Origin of the sequence: Streptomyces parvus (assembly GCF_014648875.1) — a bacterium.
Taxonomy (GTDB): domain Bacteria; phylum Actinomycetota; class Actinomycetes; order Streptomycetales; family Streptomycetaceae; genus Streptomyces; species Streptomyces parvus.
The window spans coordinates 646,463-667,905 of sequence record NZ_BMRY01000004.1 but is presented as its reverse complement, the minus strand read 5'-3'; the positions used below and the strand labels follow the sequence as shown (position 1 = coordinate 667,905).

Genomic DNA, 21,443 nt, shown 5'->3' with positions numbered 1-21,443 from the left:
CGGTCCCGGGCCGGCTGCCCAGTATCCCCGAGCCCTGCCCCGGGGCCTTGCGCGGGTGGCCGACGGTCACAGGAGCCTGGGGCACGGGGCGGCCGAGCGCAACCCGTGTGCCTGGACCTTTTCCGCCGCCCGGCGGGCCTGGGCGGGCCCGCGCCTTCAAGCCCGTCCGGCGATTGAGGACGGAACCGTTGCGGTGGTGTCGGCCGCGCCTGCGGGGTTCCCGGGGCCCAGGCCCCTGGGAGTCTGCGGGCCACCAGCCCGAGGGTTCCGTCCTCAAACGCCGGACGGGCTGGATGGGGCACCCGGGAACGGGCTGGGGTGGGCTACGGGCGGACCAGGAGCTGGAACTCGAAGGCGTAGCGCGCCGCGCGGTAGACGTGGGACCCGAACTCCACCACCCGCCCCGTGTCGTCGTACGTCACGCGTTCCATCGTCAGCAGCGGCGCCCCCGGCTCCTCGTCCAGGTCCCGCGCCTCCCCCACCGTCGCGGCGCGCGCGCCCACCGTCTGGCGGGCACTGTGCAGCGTGATGCCGGCGGCGCGCATCAGCCGGTAGAGGCCGGTGGCCTCCAGCTCGTCGATGCGCAGGGGCACCAGCCCCGGCGGCAGGTGGTTGCGCAGGAGCGCCATCGGTTCGCCGTGCGCGCTGCGCAGCCGCTCCACGAGATGGACCTCGCTGCCCTCGGCGACCCCGAGCGCGGCGGCGACCTCGGCCGTGGCCGGTTCCGTCGTGTTGCGCAGGACAGCGGTGGCGGGGCGCTGGCCCGCCGTCTCCAGGTCGTCGTAGAGCGAGCTGAGCTCCAGCGGGCGGCGGACCTGGCTGTGGACGACCTGGGTGCCGACCCCCCTCCGGCGCACCATCAGCCCCTTGTCGACGAGCGTCTGGATGGCCTGGCGGACGGTCGGGCGGGACAGGCCCAGCCGGGAGGCCAGGTCGATCTCGTTCCCGAGCAGGGCGCCGGGGGCCAGCCGGCCCTGCTCCACGGCCGCCTCCAGCTGCTGCGCCAGCTGGAAGTAGAGCGGCACCGGGCTGGTGCGGTCCACGCTCAGCGGCAGCGGCCGGTCGGTTCCATGTGCGGTCACGGGGCGAGCGTAGTTCGCTTGTCCGGACATAGCCATGGCCTGTCGTTTGTCAGGACAATTGCTTGACATGACGACCGGGCGAAGCCACCTTGGGGCCCATGCGCATCGGATTGATCGGAACGGGACGGATCGGCACATTCCATGCGGAGGTGCTGAGCCGTCACCCCGCCGTGGACGCCCTGCTGCTGGCGGACGCGGATCCGGAACGGGCTGCCGCCTCGGCCCTGCGGACCGGGGGGACGGCCGTCGCCGTGGACGACCTCTTCAGCGGGGCGGACGAGGCGCCGGCCCCGCCCGACGCCGTGGTGATCTGTTCGGCGACCGCCGCGCACGCCGGGCTCATCGCCCGCGCGGCCCGCGCCGGGCTGCCCGCCTTCTGCGAGAAGCCGATCGCCCTGGACCTGCCCGGCACGCTCGCCGCGCTGGCCGAGGTCGAGGCGGCGGGGAGTTTGCTCCAGCTCGGCTTCATGCGGCGCTTCGACGCCGGGTACGGCGAGGCCAGGGCCGCCGTGCGGGACGGGCGGCTGGGCCGGCTGCACACCGTGCGGGCGGTCACCTCCGATCCCGCGCCGCCGCCCGCCGCCTACCTCCCGCTCTCCGGCGGGCTGTACCGCGACTGCCTGGTCCACGACTTCGACATCCTGCGCTGGGTGACGGGCCGCGAGGTGAGCGAGGTGTACGCCACCGGATCGGACACGGGGCCCGCGATGTTCCGGGAGGCGGGGGATGTGGACACGGCCGCGGCCCTGCTCACCCTCGACGACGGGACGCTCGCCACCGCCACCGCGACCCGGTGCAACGGCGCCGGGTACGACGTACGGATGGAGCTGGCCGGCGACCTGGACCAGATCGCCGTCGGCCTCGACGACCGTACGCCGCTGACCTCGGCCGAGCCCGGCGGCCCCGGCGCCCCGGCGAAGCCCTGGCCGGGCTTCCTGGAACGGTTCGCCCCGGCGTACGAGGCGGAGCTGGACGCGTTCCTGCGCGTGGTCCGCGGCGAGCTGGCCAATCCGTGCGACGGGCGGGAGGCCCTGCACGCCCTGCGGATCGCCGAGGCGTGCGAGGTCTCCCGCCGCGAACGCCGGCCGGTGGCGATGGACGAGATCCCCGGCGGCTGACGGAAGCCCGAGAACCGGGAGCCGGAAGCCTGCCCGCTGCTACCAGGCGACGGGCAGGCTCAGCGGGCCCCTCATCAGCATTCCGGTGCGCCAGGTCAGCGTCGCCGGGTCGGCGGTCAGCCGCAGGTCCGGGCAGCGCTCCAGCAGCGACCGGATGGCGGTACGGGCCTCGATACGGGCCAGCGGGGCGCCCAGGCAGTAGTGGATGCCGTGCCCGAAGGCGATGTGGCCCCGGGCGTCCCGGGTGATGTCGAAGCGGTCCCCGCCGGGGTAGCGGTCGGGGTCCCGGTTGGCGTCCGACATCGCGACCAGGACCAGTTCGCCGCCGCCGGGGATCACCGTGCCGCCCACCTCGATCGGCTCGGTGGTGAAGCGGTACGTGGGGGTCTCCACCGGCCCCTCGAAGCGCAGGATCTCCTCGACGGCGTTGTCGATGAGGGAGAAGTCCGCACGCAGGGCGGCCAGTTGACCCGGGTGTGCGAGCAGGTTGTGGACGCCGTTGGTGATGAGGTTGACGGTCGTCTCGTGTCCGGCGACGAGCAACAGCCAGGCCATGCCGATCAGTTCCTCGCCGGACAGCCGGTCGCCGTCCTCGTCGGCGGTGTGGATCAGCGCGCTCAGCAGGTCGTCGCCCGGATTCTCGCGCTTGTCGGCCAGCAGACCGGCGATGTACGCGGTCATCGCCTGGGTGGAGGAGGCGCGCCGGGACGCGTCGAGGGAGGAGACCGCCTGGCCGGACCAGGTGCGAAAGTCCTCGCGGTCCAGGAACGGCACGCCGAGCAGCTCGCAGATGACCGACATGGGCAGCGGGAAGGACAGCGCCTCGACGAGGTCGGCCGAGCGGTCCGGAGCCGCGAGCATGGCGTCCAGCAGCTCGTCGGTCATCTCCTGTATGCGTGGCGCCAGCTGTTCCATGCGGCGCGGGGTGAACTCCCGGGCGACCAGCTTGCGCAGCCGGGTGTGGTCGGGGGCGTCGGAGCCGAGCATCGAGGAGCCCGCGGACACCTTGCTGACCCCGAGCGTGGGCGAGGCGCGGCTCCAGTGTTTGGAGAGCCGCTGGTCGGCGAGGAGGGCGCGGCCCGCCTCGTATCCGACGACGAGCCAGGCGTCCGCCCCCTCGGGGATCCGGACCCGGTGGACCGGGCCCTTCGCGCGCAGCGCGGCGTAGGCCGGGTAGGGATCGCGGGTGAACTGATCGCCGAGGGCGGCGAGATCGACCAGGGGTTCGGTGGTCAACACGGTTCCCTTCTCGATGAGTTACGGCACCTCACGACGGAGCGTCACCTCGTCGGGCGCGGCGGGCGGGGGCCGTTGCGTTCAGCCTAGGTGGCTCCCGCCCTCGTCGTCCGTGTCGAGGAGTCCCGCGTCGTGGACCAACAGTGCGATCTGTACCCGGTTGTTGAGTTCGAGTTTGGCGAGAATCCGTGAGACGTGGGTCTTGACGGTGGCGACGCTGAGGTAGAGGGAGGCCGCGATCTCCGCGTTGGAGCCGCCGCGTCCGACGGCGACGGCGACTTCCTGCTCCCGTTCGGCGAGTTGGCCGAAACGCCTGCGTGCGCGCTCGGTGCGGTCGGCCCGGTCGCCGTGCCCGCCACCGGCGGCGCGGGCCATCAACTGGCGGGTGACGGCGGGTGAGAGGACCGGGTCCCCGGCGGCGACCCGGCGGACCGAGTCGACGATCCGGGCCGGCGGGGTGTCTTTCAGGACGAATCCCGCCGCTCCGGCCCGGATGGCCCGGAGCACCTGCTCATCGGCGTGGAAGGTGGTGAGGACGACGACTTCGGGGGCGTCGGGCCGGCGGCGCAGCCGCTCGGTCGCGGTGAGTCCGTCCATGACCGGCATCCGGATGTCCATCAGGACGACGTCGGGACGCAGCCGTTCGACCAGTTCCTCGACCTCGTTGCCGTCGGCGCCTTCCCCGACGATGTCGATGCCCTGGCCGCCGCCGAGCATCAGGGTCAGCCCCGCCCGGACCAGCGGGTCGTCGTCGACGATCAGCAGCCGGACGGGCGCGGAGGAGGAGGCCGGGGGTGTCGGGGGCGCCGGGGTGTTCATGGCAGCCACCGTAGCCAGCGGGTGGGCGGGGCCGGCACGGCGGGCGTCGCCCGTTCCCGTGCGGCTGCGCTCATGCGGCGGGCCACGGCAGTCGGGCCCGGACCGCGAAGCCGCCGTCCTTCGTCGGGCCGTGTTCCAGCTCTCCACCGGCGAGGGTGGCGCGTTCGGTGAGGCCGATGAGCCCCTGGCCGGAACCGGGGACGCGTTCGAAGGGTTCGGTGGGGGCCGGGTTCACCACCTCGACGGTGAGGCCCTCGCCCGGGCCGCCGGTGACGGTGAGGGAGACCTCGGTGCCGGGCGCGTGCTTCCGGGCGTTGGTCAGGGCCTCCTGTGCGATGCGGTAGACCGTGCGGCCGGTGGCGGCGGGGGCGTCCCTCGGCTCGGCGATCCGGTTGTCGACGGCGACCCTCATGCCCGCGAGCCGGGACTCGGCGACGAGGGCGTCCAGGGTGGCGAGGGTGGGCTGCGGCCGGTGACCCTCGTCCGTGTCACCGGGCCCGCGCAGGACGCCGATGATCTCGCGGAGGTCCTCGAGGGCCTCGTGGGCGCTGTCCCGGATGACGCCGGCCGCCCGGCCGACCTCGGCGGCGGGGGCGTCGGGCCGGAATTCGAGGGCCCCGGCGTGCACGCTGAGGAGGGTCAGCCGGTGGGCCAGGACGTCGTGCATCTCGCGGGCGATGGCCTCCCGGGCGAGGCGCTGGGCCTGTTCGGCGCGCAGCTCCGCCTCGGCCTCGGCGCGGCGGGCCCGTTCGCGGAGGGTGACGACGAGCTGGCGCCGGGAGCGTACGGCCATGCCCCAGCTGATCACCAGGAGGATCAGCAGGGCGCCGAAGAGGAGGGAGGCGAGGAAGGACGTCGTCGGGTCGGGCCGCAGGAACGGTTGCACGGGTACCAGGGCCAGGGCGAGCGCTCCGACGATGGCGACCGGCTTGAACGGGCGGTGGACGGCCAGACTGAAGAGGGCGACCAGCAGGGCCCCGGCGGCCACGGGCTCGACGACGGACACGAGGGTCAGGGCGACGGCGAGCCCGACGGGCCAGCGCCGCCGGAGCCAGAGGGCGCAGCAGGCCACCGCGCCGACGATCGAGTCCACGAAGACGACGATGTCGGCGGTGGTGTCGTCCGCCTCGATCGTGCCGAGGGCCAGCATGCCGATGCCGGCGGCGATGAGGAAGGCCGTGAGGTCGACGACCCAGTCCCGTACGGTCCGCCGCGTCCGGATCCGGTCGTCCGGCAGACCGGGGTCGGCCATCGCCGACGGGAGCAGCCAGCGGTACTCGGTGCGCGTCATGTCGACAAAGTTACGCAGCCGGATGGCCGGGAAGGGCTCCGAGCGGCGCGGGAGCTACCAAAGTCGCACCCTGCGCTACTTTCGGCGCGGCGGACGGGACCGGTGGCCGACGCGCCGGGCGCGGGGAGGGCGGGAGGCTCGGCCCATGAAGAAAATCGTCGAGACGATCGGGTTCCTCGTCTTCATCCAGGGCGTGGGCGGGCTGCTGTACGAGTGGACGGGCTGGTTCCGGTTCTGGACGCTGGTGCGTCACATCGACTTCCTCAGCGACCGCATGCTGTTCGTCAACATCGTGCTGGTCGTGGCGGGGGCGGCCGTGATGATCGCGGCGGATTCGATCAGGACCTGACGAGTCCGGCCCGCCGCCCCCACGCGGTGCCCGCCAGTACGAGGACCGCCCCGGCCGCCCCGAGCGGCCCGAGCTGCTCCCCGCCGAGGCTGATGCCGACGGCGGCGGCCCACAGCGGTTCCGTACCGAGCAGCAGGCTGACCCGGGACGGCGAGGTGCGGCGAACGGACCACATCTGCACGAAGAACGCGAACAGCGTGCAGAACACGGAGAGGAAGACCAGGCCCGCCCACTCCCGGGCGCCGAAGCCGACGGCCGTGCTCCACGGTGAGGCGCCGGTGCCGGGGACGGCGGCGAGGACCGCGAAGACGGCGACCGCACCGCCGAGCTGGACCGTGGTCAGGGAGAGCGAGTCGCCGTCCCGCACCGCCTTGATCCGGGCCATGGCCAGGACGTGGACCGTACGGGCGAGGGCGGCGAGGAGCATCAGGAGATCGCCGGCCGAGGGGCTGGTGAATCCGCCGCCCTGGGTCAGCAGGACCACGCCGGCGACGGAGAACCCGGCGGCGGCGACGAATCCGGCCGAGGGGCGGACACGGGTCACGGCGGCCTCGGCCAGCGGCGTGAAGATCATGGTGAGGCTGATGATCAGCCCGGCGTTGGTGGCGGAGGTGTGCACCACCCCGTACGTCTCCAGCAGGAAGATGCCGCTCAGCACCAGGCCCAGCACTCCGGCGCCCCGCCACTGCGCACCGGTCAGCGCCCGCAGCCTGCGCCATCCGACCGCCACGAGCACCGGCAGCACGATCGCGAAGCGCAGAACGAGCACGGCGACGACGGTGTGCGTGGTGGTGATGCCCTTGGCGGCGAGATAGCTCGCACCCCAGACGGCGGCGACCGCCAGCACGGGCAGGTCGGTGATCCAGGCGCGGCGCGGGAAGACGCCTCCGGCGGCGGGCACGGCGGCAGCGGACATCTGGTTCTCCCGGATTCTCCACGGAACGTGTTGTGGAGACCGCACCGGCTCGCACGCGAAGTGATCACGCTACCCGCCGCCCCGCCGGGAAGGGAACACCTGTCCAGCGGTGGGATCGTTCCCGGGCGCCTCCCGCCGCTCCCTAGACTGACGCATCGGTAACGCTGAGGCACGGAGTGGTCACATGGCGTCGGTAAGGGCGGACGGGCGGGTCGAGCGGGGGAACCAGACCCGGCAGCTGATCCTGGGGCGGGCGGTGCAGATCGCCTCGGTCGAAGGTCTTGAGGGCCTGTCGCTGGGGCGGCTGGCCACCGAGCTGGGGCTGAGCAAGAGCGGGGTGTTCGCGCTGTTCGGCTCGAAGGAGGGGCTCCAGCTGGCCACCGTGCGAGGAGCGGTGGCCGTCTACGTCGATCATGTGCTGCGCCCGACCCGGTCGGTGCCACCGGGGCTCGGACGGGTCTGGCGGATGTGCGAGGCGTGGATCGCGTACTCCCGCGACCGGGTGTTCCGGGGCGGCTGCTTCTTCTACGCCGCCACCGCCGAGTTCGACGCCCGCAGCGGCCGGGTGCACGACGCCCTGGCGTCCGCGCAGACCGGCTGGGTCACCTTCGTGGAGGAGACGATCGAGGAGGCCAGGGCCGCCGGGGAGCTGGCCGGGGACACCGATGTGTGCCAGTTGGCGTTCGAGGTGATCGCCCTGCTGGAGCTGTCCAACGCCGAGTCGGTGCTCCAGAACAACAACCTCGGCTACGACAAGGCGGCCCGCGCCATCCTGTCGCGCCTGCGGGCGGCGGCGACGGACCCCGCGCGGCTGCCGTTACGGTGAGCGGCCCCGGGCTGCGGTAGGTGTCCGATACCCGCCGGTGCGCGGGCTCCGGCGCGCGTTTGCTGGGGGAAAGCCGTCGGAGCGACGGCGTCCCCGTCAGCGAGGAACAGCCATGTCCAGCAACGCTTTCAGCACCCCTTCCGCAACCCTTCTCGGCACGGCTCCCGCCACCGCTTCCGCCGCCGTTCCGGCCGGCCTTCCGCACCGGGCCGCCCTGGTCACCGGCGGCAGCCGGGGCATCGGCGCGGCGATCGCGCTGCGGCTCGCCCAGGACGGCGCGGACGTCGCCGTCACCTACGTCCAGGACGAGGAGGCGGCCCGCGCGGTCGTCGCGAAGATCGAGGGCTTCGGCCGCCGGGGCGTCGCTCTGCGCTGCGACGCGGCGGACGCCGATGCGGCCGCCGACGCCGTGCACCGGGCGGCGGACGCGCTCGGCCGGCTGGACATCCTGGTCAACAACGCGGGCATCGGCGTCCTCGGCCCGATCACCGGGCTGGCCGGTCCTGATGTGGACCGGACGCTGGCGGTGAACGTACGAGCGGTCCTCCTCGCCTGCCGGGCAGCGGCGGAGCGGCTGGCCGACGGCGGCCGCATCATCTCCGTGGGTTCCGCCCTGAGCCGGTACGCGGGCGGCCCCGGCTCCACCCTCTACGGGCTCAGCAAGTCCGCCCTGACCGGGCTGACCAAGCCGCTCGCCAGAGAGCTGGGGCCGCGCGGCATCACCGTGAACGTGATCCAGCCGGGGGCCGTGGACACCGATCTCAACCCGGCCGACGGGCCGTTGGCCGAGGGCCAGCGCGCGGCGAACGCGCTGGGCCGCTTCGGCACGACGGAGGAGATCGCCTCGCTCGTCGCCTACCTGGTGAGCACCGGGGCGGGCTTCATCACCGGCACGGAGCTCGTCGCGGACGGCGGCCACGCGGCCTGATCCGGCCTGATCGGCGAGACACCCCCTACGCTGGCCGGGAGGGGGCAGCGACGGAAGGACAGAACGAGCACATGTCCGGCACACCGGTTCACACGCTCAACGACGGCACACGGCTCCCCGCGGTGGGACTCGGCACCTACCCGCTGGACGACGCGGCGGCCGAGGAGGCCGTCGCCGGGGCCCTGGAGCTGGGCTACCGGCTGGTCGACACGGCGCTCAACTACGGCAACGAGACCGGCACCGGACGGGGCATCGCCCGCAGCGGCGTCCCCCGCGAGGAGGTCGTCGTCACCACCAAGGTGCCCGGCCGGCACCAGGGTTACGAGGAGACGCTCGCCTCGTTCGAGGAGTCACGGGCCCGCCTGGGCGTCGAGTACGTCGACCTGTATCTGATCCACTGGCCGCTCCCCCGCGTCGACAAGTACGTGGACACCTGGAAGGCGATGATCCGGCTCCGCGAGGACGGTCTCGTCCGCTCCGTCGGGGTCTCCAACTTCACCGCGGCGCACCTGGACCGGCTGGAGCGGGAGACGGGGGTGCTGCCCTCGGTGAACCAGATCGAGATGCATCCGCTGCTCCCGCAGGAGGAGCTGCGGGCGGTGCACGCGGCGAAGGGCATCGTCACGGAGAGCTGGAGCCCGCTGGCCCGGGGCCGGGAGGTGCTGGAGGACCCCTCGATCGTGGCCATCGCGGACGACCACGGGGTGACGCCCGGCCAGGTGGTGCTGCGCTGGCACACCCAGCTGGGCGCGGTGCCGATCCCGAAGTCCGCGGATCCGGGGCGGCAGCGCGAGAACTTGGATCTGTTCGGGTTCGAGCTGACCGCGCAGGAGTTGACGACGATCGCGGCCGGGCGGCAGCGGCGGTTCGGCGGCGACCCGGAGTCCCACGAGGAGTTCTGAGCGCCTGCGGGTCCCTGCCCTCGCGCAACGACCGGCCGGGCGCACCGCGATCCCCCTGCGATCGCGGTGCGCCCGGCCGGGTCCGTTGTTCGGGGTCAGCCGCCGAGCTCCCGGTGACGGGCCGCCAGGGCGGCCGCGCCCTCGTCGGTGAGCGATCCGTACAGCCGGAGCCGCGAGATGCCGCCGTCCGGGAAGATGTCGATCCGTACGTGGGTGGCCCGGACGGCCCCGTCGAGCACGAAGCGGTGGTTGGTGTCGGGCTGGAGGCGGGTCCGGGGCAGGACCTCCGTCCAGTCGCCGTCCTCGCCGTCCCGTACCGAAAGGCTCGCCCAGCCGGCCGAGTTGCCCTTGAGGTAGGCGGTGTCGATCTCGACGGCCCGTATCCCGGACTGCGCGGCGAGGCGGTAGCTGATCCAGTCGTTGCCCCTGTCACGCCGGCGGCGGGTCTCCCAGCCGTCGTCCATCTTGCGGGAGCGGCCGGGCTGGATGGTGTTGGTGGCCGGGGAGTAGAAGCGGTCCGACGCGTCCTCGACCTGGCCGCCGTTCTCCAGGGCCGCGAGGTCGAACGTACCGAGGGCCGCGAGCCATGCCGGGTCCGGGGCGACCTCTCCGTACACGCGCAGCCGGGCGATCCCGCCGTCCGGGTGCTGGTTGACCCGCAGATGGGTGAAGCGCTGCTCGGCGTCGACGACGAACCCGTTCGCCGCGTGGCCGCCGACCGCCGTACGGGGGACGAGCGTCGTCCACTTCACGTCGGGGGCGAGGAGGTCCTCGGGGGACGGGGAGCCGGGCAGGGCGACGGCCTCGACGGAGACGGCCTGCGGGTAGTTGCCGCGGAAGTGTGCGGTGTCCAGGACGATGCCCCGGATGACGCCGGGCGCGCCGAGCCGGACGAGGGCCCAGTCGTGGTCGTCGGCGGTGGGGTGGGGTTCGGCGGCGCTGACGCCCCGGCGGCGGCGGGTCTCCCAGCCGTCCATGATCTTGCCCTTGTGGCCGAAGTGCTCCGGGTCGAAGACGGCGGGCTCGGGCTTGAGGAGGTTCTCGCGCTCGGCGAAGAACTCGTCGTTGGCCGCGATGACGCCCGCGCCGAGGCGGCGGTCGGCGAGGTCGACGAGGTGGGTGAAGGGGAAGTCGGCGGTGCGGTGGTCGGCGTACGGGTCGCCGCCCGCGTAGGGGTTCGCGTCGCCGGTGAAGCGGGGTATCGAGGCGTCCGTCATGGTCGGGGGGTCCTTTCGGGGCACGGTCGGTGGTCGCGTTCGCGGAGGGGGCCGGTCGGGCCGGTCAGCGGTACCGGCCGGGGAGAGAACGGCAGGGCCGGACAGCGGTCCCGGTTGAGGGAAGGCCGGTGGGGCCGGTTCAGCGGTCCCGTTCCAGGAGGCGGCCGGTGGGCTCGGCGAGGACGCCGTCGGACACGATGCGGACACCGCGCAGCCAGCTGGAGCGGACCACACCGTGCAGGGTCTTCCCGGCGTAGGCGGTGACCTGGTTGCGGTGGAAAAGCTCGGCGGGGTCGACGGTGAAGGTCGCCTCGGGGGCGAGCACCGCGAAGTCGGCGTCACGGCCGGCCTCGATGGCGCCCTTCTTGCCGAGGCCCGCGAGTTCGGCGGGGGCGGCGGACATCCAGCGGGCGACGTCGTCGAGGGAGTGGCCGCGACGGCGGGCCTCGGTCCAGATGGCGGGCAGGCCGAGCTGGAGGGAGGAGATGCCGCCCCAGGCGGAGGCGAAGTCCGGGGTCTTCAGGTCCGTGGTGCACGGGGAGTGGTCGCTGACGATGCAGTCGATCGTGCCGTCGGCGAGCCCGGCCCACAGGATGTCCTGGTTGGCGGCCTCGCGGATCGGCGGGCAGCACTTGAACTCGGTCGCCCCGTCCGGGACTTCCTCGGCGGTGAGGGTGAGGAAGTGCGGGCAGGACTCGACGGTGACACGGACGCCCTCGCGCTTCGCGGCGGCGATCAGCGGCAGCGCGTCGCTGGAGGAGAGGTGCAGGACGTGGACGCGGGCGTTGAGCCGCTTGGCGTGGGCGATGAGCCCTTCGATCGCGGTGTTCTCGGCGTCGCGCGGGCGGGAGGCCAGGAAGTCGGCGTAGGCGGGGCCGGAGCGCTGCGGGGCGTCGGCCAGGTGGTGCGGGTCCTCGGCGTGGACGATGAGCAGGCCGCCGAATCCGGCGATCTCCGCCATGGAGCGGGCCAGCTGCTCCTGGTCCAGCTCCGGGAACTCCTCGACCCCGGAGGGCGACAGGAAGCACTTGAAGCCGAAGACCCCGGCCTCGTACAGCGGGCGCAGGTCCTTCACGTTGGAGGGGATCGCACCGCCCCAGAAGCCGGTGTCGACGTGCGCCTTGGGGGCGGCGACCTGCTGCTTGGTCCGCAGGTGGTCGACGGTGGTGGTCGGCGGGAGGGAGTTGAGCGGCATGTCCAGGAGCGTGGTGATGCCGCCCGCCGCCGCCGCGCGGGTGGCGGTCCAGAAGCCCTCCCACTCGGTGCGGCCGGGGTCGTTCACATGGACGTGGGTGTCGACCAGGCCGGGCAGCAGGACGTCGTCGCCGAAGTCCTCCAGACGGGCGCCCGCGGGCACGTCGGCGTCGTACGGCAGGACCGCGTCGATCGTCCCGCCCGCGACGGCGACCGCCGCCGGGCGGGTGCCCTCGGGGGTGACGACGCGCGTCGAGCGCAGTACCAGGTTCACGTCCACACCGGACACCTGTGCTCCTTCACTCCAGGATGATCACAACCGGAATTCAACGAACTGTTGAAGTCTCGATGGAGTCTTCACTCGGGAAACGCCCTCGTCAAGACCCACCTTCCGGCACGAAGGGCCGACGGGCCAGCCCGGCCACCGCGACTGGAGATTTCCACAAAGTAAAAGTCAGATTTCGAACTGTGGAACGTAGCATGGGCCAGGAGGGGCGGCGCCGAGCCGTCCGAACCGACCGGCGGCACCCGGACAAAACAGGCCCTGACCGGCACGGACGCCGACCGGGGAGCTGTGGGCCCCATCGGAACCGCCCGGTAGGCTGCTGCCTTGCCTTCCGCTTCGAAAGGACCGTTGACGTGCCGCCGTCCCACGCCAGCACAGCCGACTCCAAGCCCTCCGCGTCCAGCGGTGGGGTGCAGTCCCTTGAGCGCGCCTTCGATCTGCTGGAGCGGATGGCCGACGCCGGGGGCGAGGTCGGGCTGAGCGAGCTCTCCGCGAGCAGCGGTCTGCCCCTGCCGACCATCCACCGGCTGATGCGCACCCTGGTCGTCTGCGGGTACGTACGCCAGCAGCCCAACCGCCGTTACGCGCTGGGCCCCCGGCTGATCCGGCTCGGCGAGTCCGCCTCCCGGCTGCTCGGCACCTGGGCCCGCCCCTACCTCAGCCGGCTGGTCGAGGAGACCGGCGAGACGGCGAACATGGCGCTGCTGGACGGGGACGAGATCGTGTACGTCGCCCAGGTGCCGTCCAAGCACTCGATGCGGATGTTCACCGAGGTCGGCCGGCGCGTCCTGCCCCACTCCACCGGGGTGGGCAAGGCGCTCCTCGCGCACACCCCCGCCGACGAGGTCCGGGCGCTCCTGGCCCGTACGGGCATGCCGGCCGCGACGGAGAAGACGATCACCACGCCGGAGGGCTTCCTCGACGCCCTGGAGCAGGTGCGGCGCGCCGGATACGCGGTGGACGACAACGAGCAGGAGATCGGGGTGCGGTGCCTCGCGGTCTCCGTACCGAACTCCCCCACCTCCGCCGCGATCTCGATCTCGGGCCCGGCGGGGCGGGTGACCGAGGCGGCGACGGAGCGGATCGTGCCGATCCTCCAGCAGGTCGCGGGGGAGCTGTCGGAGGCCCTGGCGAGCAGCGGGACGAACGGGGGCTGACGCCCCGGCGCGCAGCAACGCCGAAACGTGGGGCGGCGGGACCCGGTGCTCCGGATCCCGCCGCCCCACGTTTCACACCCCGGCGTTCGGCCCCGGCGTTTCAGACCCCGGCCGGGGTCGTCAGCCGGCCGTCGTCCATCGTCACCGTGCGGTCCGTCCGGTCCAGATGCGCCAGGTCGTGCGTGACCAGCACGGTGGCGGTGGCGCGCTCCCGGGTGAGGGTCACCAGCAGGTCGAGCACGGCCCCGCCGCGTTCGTGGTCCAGTGCGCTGGTCGGCTCGTCGACGAGCAGGACCGCCGGTTCGTTCATCAGGGCCCGCGCGATGTTGATCCGCTGGCGCTGACCGCCCGAGAGCTGGTGCGGCCGCCGGTCGGCGCGGTCGGCCAGTCCAACCGCGTCCAGCAGCTCCAGTGCCCGGCCCCGGGCGCTCCGGGCGGATCCCCCGGACAGATGGCGCATGGCCTGGAGCTGTTCGGCGGCGGTCAGCGAGGGCAGCAGGCTGGGCTGCTGGAAGACGATGCCGATGCGGTCCCGGCGCAGCGCCGCCCGCCCCGCACGGCTCAGCCCGGCCGTCGGCGTCCCGGCCACGACGACCTGGCCGGAGTCCGGGGTGACCAGGGTGGCGGCCGCCGCCAGCAGGCTGGACTTGCCCGAGCCGGACGGCCCGACGACGGCGGTGAGCGTGCCCGCCGGTACGTCCAGCGAGACCCGGTCCAGGGCGGTGAGCCGCCCCTCGCCGTCCGGGTAGGTGAGGGTGACATCGGTCAGGGTGAGCGTCATCGGGCACTCCCGAGTGCGGTGAGCGGGTCGACGGCGGTGATCCGCCGGACGGACAGGGCGGCCCCGAGCGCGCCGAGGGCGATCATCACGGCGGCCGGGACGAAGACGGTCGCCGGGTCCAGGACGAACGGCACGGCTCCCCCGCCGATCAGGGCCCCGGCCCCGGCGGCGAGGGCGGCGCCCAGTCCCGTACCGAGGACGAGCATCACCACGGCCTGCCCGAGCGCGTCGCGCAGGAGGTACGGGGTCGACGCGCCGAGCGCCTTCAGTACGGCGACGTCGCCGCTGCGCTGGATCGTCCAGACGGTGAAGAACGCCCCGATGACGAGCGCGGAGATGGCGAAGAGGAAGCCGCGCATCAGTTGCAGGGAGCCGTTCTCGGCCTGGTAGGAGCCGATCGCGGTGAGGGAGTCGTCGAGGGTGAGCGTGCTGGTGCCCGCCGCCTCGTCCCCCGCCGCGAGGTCCACGCCGCCGGTGGTGGTCAGGGCGATGACGGTTGCCTGTTCGGCGGGCCCGGCGCCGTCGTGGCCGATCTGCTGCCAGTCGTCGAGGGTGGTCCACACGACGGGCGTGTGGCTGTACGAGGCGTCGGTGGCGACGGCGGCGACCTCGCGCTCGGTCCGGCCGAGCGCGATCCGGTCACCGGCGGCGGCGCCCAGTTCCTCGGCCGCCTCCTCGGAGAGCACGACCCGGCCGGGGCCGGTCCCGTCCGGCCCGAGGGTGCCGTCCGGTTCGACGCCGAAGGCCGACACGGCTGCGCTCCGCTCACCGGCGGTGGCGTTCAGGGTGCGGATGCCGACCGGCTGTGCGGCCGCGACCCCGGGCCGGGCGGCCCAGGCCCGCCAGTCGTCCTCCCGGACGGTCGAGTCGGCGAACGACTCCGTCTGCCCGTCGGGGGGCGCGGCGAAGGCCAGGTGGTCGGCGTCCAGCCCGGTGACGGCCGAGGTGTTCTCCCGGGCCAGCCCGGCGGTCAGCCCGGACAGCAGGCCCACGAGCAGCGTGATCAGCACCACGACCGAACCCATGAGCGCGAACCGGCCCTTGGCGAAGCGAAGGTCTCTCCATGCGACGAACATGGCCCCAGCGTCGTCCGGCGCGGACGGAAAAACATCGCGCGGCGGACGGGCCCGGGATCAACCTTTCGATTGACCGGGTCCGGGGTCCCCGCGGCTACGCTGGACGAACCATGGATTCGCGATCGCACACCCACGTCACCGCTGCCCTGCGGCTCTGTCTGCACGCGCTGCTGGCGGGGCTGCTGGCCCTGGTCGTGGTCCGCGCGGTGGGCGAGGGCGCGGCGGACACGGCGGCGGTCGTGGCCGTGACGCTGCTGACGGCGGCCCTGTACGCGGCGGGAGCAGTGCGCTCCTCCGCCGTGCAGCCGGAAGACTCCGTACAGCCGGAAGACTCCGCACGGCCGGGAAGCTCCGTACAGCCGGGAACGCGGGCCGGGGCGTGGTGGCTGGGCGGGTTGTGGGTGCTGTGGGCGGCGCTGCTGGTGCTGTCGCCGGACGCGCTGTGGGTCGCCTTCCCGCTCTACTTCCTCCAGCTCCACTTCCTGCCGATGCGCTGGGCGCTGCCCGCCGTCGTGGTCACCGCCGCCGCCGCGATCACGAGCTTCGTCGTGCACCGGCAGGAGATCGAACCCGGCGCGTTCATCGGGCCGCTGATCGGCGCGGCGGTCGCCGTCGCCACGGTCCTCGGGTACGACGCCCTCTTCCGGGAGAGCGAACGGCGGCGGGAGCTGATCGTGGAGCTGGTCGCCACGCGGGCGGACCTCGCCGAGGCGGAACGTACCGCCGGGACGCTCGCCGAACGCGAACGTCTGGCCCGGGAGATCCACGACACGCTGGCCCAGGGGCTGTCCAGCATCCAGTTGCTGCTGCGCGCCGCCGAACGCTCGCTGCCCGAGAACGCTCCGGCGACCCCGCATGTCCGGGCCGCCCGTGAGGCGGCGCAGGCCAATCTGGCCGAGGCGCGCTCCTTCGTGCGGGCGCTGACCCCGCCGGACCTGGAACACGGGTCGCTGGCCGCCGCGCTGGAGCGGCTCTGTGCCCGGACGACCGCCCCGGAGCTGGCCGTACGGTTCGCGGTCAGCGGCACTCCGGTGGAGCTGCCGACCCCGTACGAGGTGGCGCTGCTGCGGACCGCGCAGTCGGCGCTGGCCAACACGGTGCGCCACGCGGAGGCCCGGCGGGCGGAGATCACCCTGAGCTTCATGGACACCTCGGTGGCGCTGGACGTGGTGGACGACGGGCGGGGCTTTGCTCCGTCGGGGGCCCCGGTCCCTGAGCGAGGCACGGGCGGCGACGGCGGCTTCGGGCTGCCGGCGATGCGGGCGCGCGCCGGATCGCTCGGCGGTGCGCTGAGCGTGGAGTCGGCGCCCGGCCAGGGCACGGCGGTGGCGCTCACGCTGCCGCTGCCCGACACGGAAGGGGAGCGTGCGGCGTGACGAGGGGCGCGGGTGAGGACGGGGGCGCGATCCGGCTGCTGCTCGCCGACGACCATCCGGTCGTCCGGGCCGGGCTGCGAGCGGTCCTGGACACCGAGCCGGGCTTCCGGGTCGCCGGGGAGGCCGCCACCGCCGAGGAGGCCGTCGCCCTGGTGGCGGCGGGCGGCTTCGACGTGGTCCTGATGGATCTGCAGTTCGGTGCGGGGATGCACGGGGCGGAGGCCACGGCGATGATCACCGCCGCGCCGGACGGCCCCCGGGTCCTGATCCTCACCACGTACGACTCCGACGCGGACATCCTGGCGGCGGTCGAGGCCGGGGCGAGCGGCTATCTGCTCAAGGACGCGCCGCCGCAGGAGCTGGCGGCCGCGGTGCGCACGGCGGCGACGGGCCGTTCGGCGCTGGCGCCCTCGGTGGCCCACCGGCTGATGGACCGGATGCGCACCCCGGCCGAGGCGCTGACCCGGCGGGAGCTGGAGGTGCTCCAGCTGGTCGGGGAGGGCCTGTCGAACCTGCAGATCAGCAAACGGCTGTTCCTGAGCCAGGCCACGGTCAAGTCCCACTTGGTGCACATCTACGCCAAGCTGGGCGTCGACTCCCGTACGTCGGCGGTCGCCGCGGCCACCGCCCGCCGGCTCATCCGCCGCTGACGGGACACGCCCGGCGGGTCAACCGCGCGGGCTCCTCGTCACGATGGTCTCGTTTCACCCTCGCGGACGCTCCGCGGGGCGTTCACCCGCGCGGGGGCTCGCCGAAGAGGTCGACCGCGTTGCGCACCTCGCGCAGGGCCGCCGCCACCGCGCTCACCGAGCCGATCGCCCCCGCGATCAGCAGCAGGGAACGGCGCATCCGGGGGATCTCCGGCACTCCGCTGACGGCCATGGCGTCCAGGGCCGCCAGCTCGTCCTCGGCGATCGGCCGGTCGGGGAAGTCGGTCCGGAGACCGGCCAGCTCCCGGCGCAGCCGCGAGACGGCCATCCGCAGCTCGGCCACCCTCGGGTCCTCGCCGCTGCCGGTCAGCGGCTTCTGTCCCACGCTTCGCAACACAGCACTCCCCCTCGCACGTCCTTGTGCCGGTGTCTCCCCCGAATCCGGGGTGGTGGCCAAGTCCCCGGGCTCGTCCGCAAGTTAACGCCATAACAGGCAGTGCGCGCCAGCCCACGGAAAGAAATCAGGGTTACCCCTGAGGGTGACATGCGTGTCGCGTGTGCGAAGGACTCAGTGGTATCCAGACCTCATGGTTGAGGACATGGCGACGGACAGTCCGCGCAGGGCGGAGAACCCCGAGGTCGCGGGGGTGCTGCTGGCGGCCGGAGGGGGCCGGCGGCTCGGCGGCCGCCCGAAGGCGCTGCTGACGCACCGGGGCCGCCCGCTGATCGAGCACGCGGTGCGCTCCCTGCGCAACGGCGGCTGCGGCCCGCTGCACGTGGTGCTGGGCGCGGCGGCCGAGGAGGTGCGGGCCCGGGCGGATCTCACGGGCTGCGCGGTGAGCGTGAACCCTGGCTGGGAGGAGGGCATGGGCTCCTCGCTCCGGCTGGGCCTGGCGGCGCTGACGGCGGCGGACGCGGATGCGGCGCTCGTCCTCCTGGTCGATCAGCCGGGGATCGGCGCGGAGGCGGTGGCGCGGGTGCGGCTCGCGTACCGCTCGCGGATGAGCCTGGCGGCGGCCTCGTACGACGGGGAGCGGAGCCATCCGGTGCTGTTCGGGGCCGACCGGTGGACGGACATCGCGGCGGCGGCCGTGGGCGACCAGGGGGCGCGGAGCTATCTGCGGGAGCACCGCGATGCGATCACGCTCGTGGAGTGTTCGGATGTGGCGGAGGCGTACGACATCGACACCTCGCAGGACCTCAGGCATCTGGAGTGACGCCGAGCCGCCGCCCCGGCGTGGCGGTCCGGCCTCCGCCCGTCAACCGTGCGTGGCCGCGCTGGCACGCTGCGCCGCCGTCGGCCCGTTTCTGTCGACCCGGAGAATCTCGACATCAACAAACCATTGAACTTCCACCATGAGGAAACTACTATCCACTGGTCAGAAGCCCTCTGAACCTCAGACGGCACCCACGGCCGTATCTCGGAGCCATGGCACGCCGTGCCGTCTCAGGCGACCCGGCGGCCGTCGAGACGCCGCCGCCCGCTGAAGGAGTGACAGCTCATGTCCGCACCAGCGCCGTCCACGCTGGCCATCGTCGATGCCGAGCCCCTGCCCCGGCAGGAAGAGGTCCTGACCGACGCGGCCCTCGCGTTCGTGGCCGAGCTGCACCGGCAGTTCACCCCGCGCCGCAATGAGCTGCTCGCCCGGCGCGGTGAGCGCCGCGCCGAGATCGCCCGCACCTCCACGCTGGACTTCCTGCCCGAGACGGCGGCGGTCCGCGCGGACGACTCCTGGAAGGTCGCGCCCGCCCCGGCGGCTTTGAACGACCGCCGGGTGGAGATCACCGGTCCGACCGACCGCAAGATGACCATCAACGCCCTGAACTCGGGCGCGAAGGTCTGGCTCGCCGACTTCGAGGACGCGTCCGCCCCCACGTGGGAGAACGTCGTCCTCGGCCAGCTCAACCTCACCGACGCCTACGAGCGCCGCATCGACTTCACCGACCCGAAGTCCGGCAAGTCGTACGCGCTGAAGTCCGCCGACGAGCTCGCCACGGTGGTCATGCGCCCGCGCGGCTGGCACCTGGAGGAGCGCCACCTCCAGCTGGACGGCGTTTCCGTGCCCGGCGCACTGGTCGACTTCGGCCTCTACTTCTTCCACAACGCGCAGCGCCTGATCGACCTCGGCAAGGGCCCGTACTTCTACCTGCCGAAGACGGAGTCGCACCTGGAGGCCCGCCTCTGGAACGACATCTTCGTCTTCGCCCAGGACTACGTCGGCATCCCGCAGGGCACGGTCCGCGCGACCGTCCTGATCGAGACGATCACCGCCGCGTACGAGATGGAGGAGATCCTCTACGAGCTGCGCGACCACGCCGCCGGGCTGAACGCGGGCCGCTGGGACTACCTCTTCTCCATCGTCAAGAACTTCCGTGACGGCGGCGCCAAGTTCGTCCTGCCGGACCGCAACGCGGTGACGATGACCGCCCCGTTCATGCGGGCGTACACCGAACTCCTGGTCCGCACCTGCCACAAGCGCGGCGCGCACGCGATCGGTGGCATGGCGGCCTTCATCCCCTCGCGCCGCGACGCCGAGGTCAACAAGGTGGCCTTCGAGAAGGTCAAGGCGGACAAGGACCGCGAGGCGAACGACGGCTTCGACGGCTCCTGGGTCGCCCACCCCGACCTGGTCCCGATCGCCCTGGCCTCCTTCGACGCGGTCCTCGGCGAGAAGCCGAACCAGAAGGACCGGCTGCGCGAGGACGTCTCGGTGGCCCCGGGTGACCTGATCGCCATCGACTCGCTCGACGCGAGCCCCACGTACGACGGCCTGCGCAACGCCGTCGCGGTCGGCATCCGCTACATCGAGGCCTGGCTGCGCGGCCTGGGCGCGGTCGCCATCTTCAACCTGATGGAGGACGCGGCCACCGCCGAGATCTCCCGCTCCCAGATCTGGCAGTGGATCAACGCGGACGTGGTCTTCGAGAACGGCGAGCACGCCACCGCGGACCTGGCCCGCAAGGTCGCCGCCGAGGAACTGGCCGCGATCCGCGAGGAGATCGGCGAGGAGACCTTCACCGCCGGCAAGTGGCAGCAGGCCCACGACCTCCTGCTCCAGGTCTCCCTGGACCAGGACTACGCGGACTTCCTGACCCTGCCCGCGTACGAGCAGCTGCGCTGACCTGACACGTCACCTGCGAGCAGCTGCGCCGTCCCGTCGCGAGGGACGCGAACCGCCCCCGGCACCGCACAGCGCCGGGGGCGGTGGCGTTCGTCCATCAGTAGGGTGAACCGACCGGCGTTCGCACGGCGGACCACCCGTGTGCGAGGGCTCGCAGGGACAGCGGTGGTGCGCCCCGGGTGACCGGGAACGAGGAGGAGATGCGGGAGGCGGTCGCCGCCCTGCGCAAGGCGGTGGACCTCGCGACGGGGAACAGCCCGCACCGCACCCAGCACCGCGCCACCCTCGGTTCGGCGCTCTGCCTCGCCGCGAAACGCCTGGACGAACCCGCGCTGCGCTCCGAGGGCATCGCGCTGCTGCGGACGGCCCTTCGCGAGCCGGACACCCTCGTGGCCGACCACGCCGCCCTCCTCTCCGATCTGGGGGTCGCCCTCTTCGCGGAGGCCGTCGCCAACGGTGGGCGAGACTGGCTCCACGAGGAGGGCATGGCCGCCTGCCGCCGGGCCGCGGAGACCCCCCAACGCCTTCGCGCGCTCCGCCTGTCTCACCAACCTCGGGCTGTTGCTGGCCGGGTTCGCCGAGCGCACCGGCCGCATAGACCTCCTCGACGACGCGTGCGCCACGGCCCGTGAGGCCCTCGACGGCGCTCCGGCCGGGCATCCACTGCGCGCCCGGGCCCATTTCGCGCTCTCCCGGGCGCTGGACGCGCGGTACACGGCGGTAAGCTCCATGAGCGACCAGGACGAGGCAGTCGCCCACGCCCGCCGCGGGGCGGAGTCCGGGTCCGCCGACGACGTCCCCCGCCGGGTGCTGCTCGCGACCCACCTCGCCGGGATGCTGGGGAACCGTGCCGGGAACGCCTGGGATCCGGGAGGCCTCGGCGTACTCGGCACACCGGGCGATCCCGCCGAGATCGACGCCCCCCTCGCGCTGCTCCGGGCTCTCGCCGCGGAGGTTCCGTCCCGCTCCGCCGACCGGGCCCGGGTCCTGCGGGCACTCGGCCACTGACTGCTGATCCCGGGCAGCGCCGACGGCATCGACGAGGCCGTCGACTGCTTCCACGAGTGCCTCGCCCTGCCCCCGCCCACCGGGGACTTCGAGGCCACCACACGCGTCG

The 21,443-nt window shown here is 73.2% G+C and carries 22 protein-coding genes; 12 read left to right on the top strand and 10 right to left on the bottom strand.

All coding sequences use genetic code 11. The features are described from left to right. Positions 1 to 323: 323 nt before the first annotated feature. A complete protein-coding gene (locus IE140_RS16520) occupies positions 324 to 1,082 on the bottom strand; it encodes a GntR family transcriptional regulator (RefSeq protein WP_189460474.1) in 759 nt (252 codons plus the stop codon). 98 nt (positions 1,083 to 1,180) lie between these two features. Between IE140_RS16520 and IE140_RS16515 the strand changes: the two genes are divergently transcribed. Next, complete coding sequence (locus IE140_RS16515) at positions 1,181 to 2,200, top strand: Gfo/Idh/MocA family protein (RefSeq protein ID WP_093443950.1); 1,020 nt, start codon at positions 1,181 to 1,183, stop codon at positions 2,198 to 2,200. A 39-nt stretch (positions 2,201 to 2,239) separates the two neighbouring features. Here the strand turns inward: IE140_RS16515 and IE140_RS16510 are convergent, their stop codons facing one another. The 3 genes from IE140_RS16510 to IE140_RS16500 form a co-directional block, all read right to left on the bottom strand. Then, positions 2,240 to 3,436, bottom strand: coding sequence for a cytochrome P450 family protein (locus tag IE140_RS16510; protein ID WP_093443952.1), 1,197 nt, complete (start codon positions 3,434 to 3,436; stop codon positions 2,240 to 2,242). Positions 3,437 to 3,517: 81 nt separating this feature from the next. Then, positions 3,518 to 4,255, bottom strand: a complete 738-nt coding sequence (locus IE140_RS16505; RefSeq protein WP_093443954.1) for a response regulator transcription factor — start codon at positions 4,253 to 4,255, stop codon at positions 3,518 to 3,520. 70 nt (positions 4,256 to 4,325) lie between these two features. Further along, the gene (locus IE140_RS16500; RefSeq protein ID WP_150193551.1) at positions 4,326 to 5,546 is read right to left on the bottom strand and encodes a sensor histidine kinase; all 1,221 of its coding nucleotides are present in this window, start codon (positions 5,544 to 5,546) and stop codon (positions 4,326 to 4,328) included. 145 nt (positions 5,547 to 5,691) lie between these two features. Between IE140_RS16500 and IE140_RS16495 the strand changes: the two genes are divergently transcribed. Further along, the gene (locus tag IE140_RS16495; protein ID WP_093443958.1) at positions 5,692 to 5,895 is read left to right on the top strand and encodes a hypothetical protein; all 204 of its coding nucleotides are present in this window, start codon (positions 5,692 to 5,694) and stop codon (positions 5,893 to 5,895) included. Here IE140_RS16495 and IE140_RS16490 read toward each other — a convergent pair. Beyond that, on the bottom strand, positions 5,885 to 6,811 hold the full coding sequence (locus IE140_RS16490) for a DMT family transporter (RefSeq protein ID WP_150193552.1): 927 nt from the start codon (positions 6,809 to 6,811) through the stop codon (positions 5,885 to 5,887). The two genes, IE140_RS16495 and IE140_RS16490, sit on opposite strands and share 11 nt — an antisense overlap. Before the next feature lie 184 nt (positions 6,812 to 6,995). Here IE140_RS16490 and IE140_RS16485 point away from each other — a divergent pair, with 184 nt between their 5' ends. The 3 genes from IE140_RS16485 to IE140_RS16475 all read left to right on the top strand — a co-directional run bounded on the left by IE140_RS16485 (position 6,996) and on the right by IE140_RS16475 (position 9,467). Further along, the gene (locus tag IE140_RS16485) at positions 6,996 to 7,637 is read left to right on the top strand and encodes a TetR/AcrR family transcriptional regulator (RefSeq protein WP_032775371.1); all 642 of its coding nucleotides are present in this window, start codon (positions 6,996 to 6,998) and stop codon (positions 7,635 to 7,637) included. Between the two features lie 112 nt (positions 7,638 to 7,749). Beyond that, a complete protein-coding gene (locus tag IE140_RS16480; protein WP_229826817.1) occupies positions 7,750 to 8,565 on the top strand; it encodes an SDR family NAD(P)-dependent oxidoreductase in 816 nt (271 codons plus the stop codon). Between the two features lie 71 nt (positions 8,566 to 8,636). After that, a complete protein-coding gene (locus IE140_RS16475) occupies positions 8,637 to 9,467 on the top strand; it encodes an aldo/keto reductase (RefSeq protein WP_093443964.1) in 831 nt (276 codons plus the stop codon). Positions 9,468 to 9,562: 95 nt separating this feature from the next. Here the strand turns inward: IE140_RS16475 and alc are convergent, their stop codons facing one another. Both alc and allB read right to left on the bottom strand, forming a co-directional pair. After that, entirely contained in the window at positions 9,563 to 10,684 is a 1,122-nt protein-coding gene (gene alc / locus IE140_RS16470; RefSeq protein ID WP_093443966.1) for an allantoicase, read from the bottom strand. A 139-nt stretch (positions 10,685 to 10,823) separates the two neighbouring features. Then, positions 10,824 to 12,167, bottom strand: a complete 1,344-nt coding sequence (allB, locus tag IE140_RS16465; protein WP_093443968.1) for an allantoinase AllB — start codon at positions 12,165 to 12,167, stop codon at positions 10,824 to 10,826. Between the two features lie 350 nt (positions 12,168 to 12,517). Between allB and IE140_RS16460 the strand changes: the two genes are divergently transcribed. Then, a complete protein-coding gene (locus IE140_RS16460) occupies positions 12,518 to 13,321 on the top strand; it encodes an IclR family transcriptional regulator (RefSeq protein WP_032775366.1) in 804 nt (267 codons plus the stop codon). Between the two features lie 100 nt (positions 13,322 to 13,421). On the opposite strand, the gene IE140_RS16455 is transcribed toward IE140_RS16460, so the two are convergent. Beyond that, complete coding sequence (locus IE140_RS16455) at positions 13,422 to 14,102, bottom strand: ABC transporter ATP-binding protein (protein ID WP_150193553.1); 681 nt, start codon at positions 14,100 to 14,102, stop codon at positions 13,422 to 13,424. Next, positions 14,099 to 15,178 carry an ABC transporter permease gene (locus tag IE140_RS16450; protein ID WP_150193554.1) on the bottom strand — a complete coding sequence of 360 codons (1,080 nt, stop codon included), beginning with the start codon at positions 15,176 to 15,178 and terminating at the stop codon, positions 14,099 to 14,101. The genes IE140_RS16455 and IE140_RS16450 overlap by 4 nt, the downstream gene beginning before the upstream one ends. A 110-nt stretch (positions 15,179 to 15,288) precedes the next feature. On the opposite strand from IE140_RS16450, the gene IE140_RS16445 reads away from it, so the two are divergent. Both IE140_RS16445 and IE140_RS16440 read left to right on the top strand, forming a co-directional pair. Next, positions 15,289 to 16,554, top strand: coding sequence for a sensor histidine kinase (locus IE140_RS16445; protein ID WP_150193555.1), 1,266 nt, complete (start codon positions 15,289 to 15,291; stop codon positions 16,552 to 16,554). Continuing rightward, complete coding sequence (locus IE140_RS16440) at positions 16,551 to 17,204, top strand: response regulator (protein WP_150193556.1); 654 nt, start codon at positions 16,551 to 16,553, stop codon at positions 17,202 to 17,204. Before IE140_RS16445 ends, IE140_RS16440 begins: the two co-directional genes overlap by 4 nt. A gap of 82 nt (positions 17,205 to 17,286) precedes the next feature. Here IE140_RS16440 and IE140_RS16435 read toward each other — a convergent pair whose 3' ends face one another. Next, positions 17,287 to 17,589 (bottom strand): DUF5955 family protein, encoded by a 303-nt coding sequence (locus tag IE140_RS16435; RefSeq protein WP_073823087.1) that lies wholly within the window; start codon positions 17,587 to 17,589, stop codon positions 17,287 to 17,289. Between the two features lie 214 nt (positions 17,590 to 17,803). Between IE140_RS16435 and IE140_RS16430 the strand changes: the two genes are divergently transcribed. From IE140_RS16430 to IE140_RS16415, 4 genes are all read left to right on the top strand, one after another. Continuing rightward, the gene (locus tag IE140_RS16430) at positions 17,804 to 18,421 is read left to right on the top strand and encodes a nucleotidyltransferase family protein (protein ID WP_229826816.1); all 618 of its coding nucleotides are present in this window, start codon (positions 17,804 to 17,806) and stop codon (positions 18,419 to 18,421) included. Between the two features lie 285 nt (positions 18,422 to 18,706). Next, on the top strand, positions 18,707 to 20,326 hold the full coding sequence (aceB, locus tag IE140_RS16425; protein WP_030710208.1) for a malate synthase A: 1,620 nt from the start codon (positions 18,707 to 18,709) through the stop codon (positions 20,324 to 20,326). Between the two features lie 200 nt (positions 20,327 to 20,526). Further along, entirely contained in the window at positions 20,527 to 20,958 is a 432-nt protein-coding gene (locus IE140_RS16420) for a hypothetical protein (protein WP_229826815.1), read from the top strand. Then, the gene (locus tag IE140_RS16415) at positions 20,888 to 21,334 is read left to right on the top strand and encodes a hypothetical protein (RefSeq protein ID WP_189460472.1); all 447 of its coding nucleotides are present in this window, start codon (positions 20,888 to 20,890) and stop codon (positions 21,332 to 21,334) included. The genes IE140_RS16420 and IE140_RS16415 overlap by 71 nt, the downstream gene beginning before the upstream one ends. Positions 21,335 to 21,443: the final 109 nt, after the last annotated feature.